This is a genomic window from Proteus sp. FME41 (assembly GCF_014897315.1).
GTDB lineage: Bacteria > Pseudomonadota > Gammaproteobacteria > Enterobacterales > Enterobacteriaceae > Proteus.
In genome coordinates this window covers 1-315 of record NZ_JABUYL010000079.1, presented here as the reverse complement: position 1 = coordinate 315, position 315 = coordinate 1, and the positions used below count along the sequence as shown (strand labels likewise).

Sequence of the window (315 nt, the reverse complement as noted above, 5' to 3'; positions counted from 1 at the left end):
GGAGACCCCACACTACCATCGGCGCTACAACGTTTCACTTCTGAGTTCGGCATGGGATCAGGTGGGACCGTTGCGCTATGGCCGCCAAGCAAATTCTGTATTTATAACTATTTATTTTCAATATAGTTATAATAAATTCTTATGGTGCTGATACCCAGATTCGAACTGGGGACCTCACCCTTACCAAGGGTGTGCTCTACCAACTGAGCCATATCAGCACTAGTGGCTTATTGTCACTAGCCGACACAGCCTAAAATTTGATGCCTGGCAGTTCCCTACTCTCACATGGGGAGACCCCACACTACCATCGGCGCT

The 315-nt window shown here is 48.3% G+C and carries 1 tRNA gene and 1 rRNA gene; both read right to left on the bottom strand.

The annotated features are described in order from the left end of the window. Window positions 1–89, bottom strand: a 5S ribosomal RNA gene (rrf, locus tag INT04_RS19245); the annotation flags it as partial. Window positions 90–142: 53 nt separating this feature from the next. Beyond that, a tRNA-Thr gene (locus INT04_RS19240) sits at window positions 143–218 on the bottom strand. Window positions 219–315: the final 97 nt, after the last annotated feature.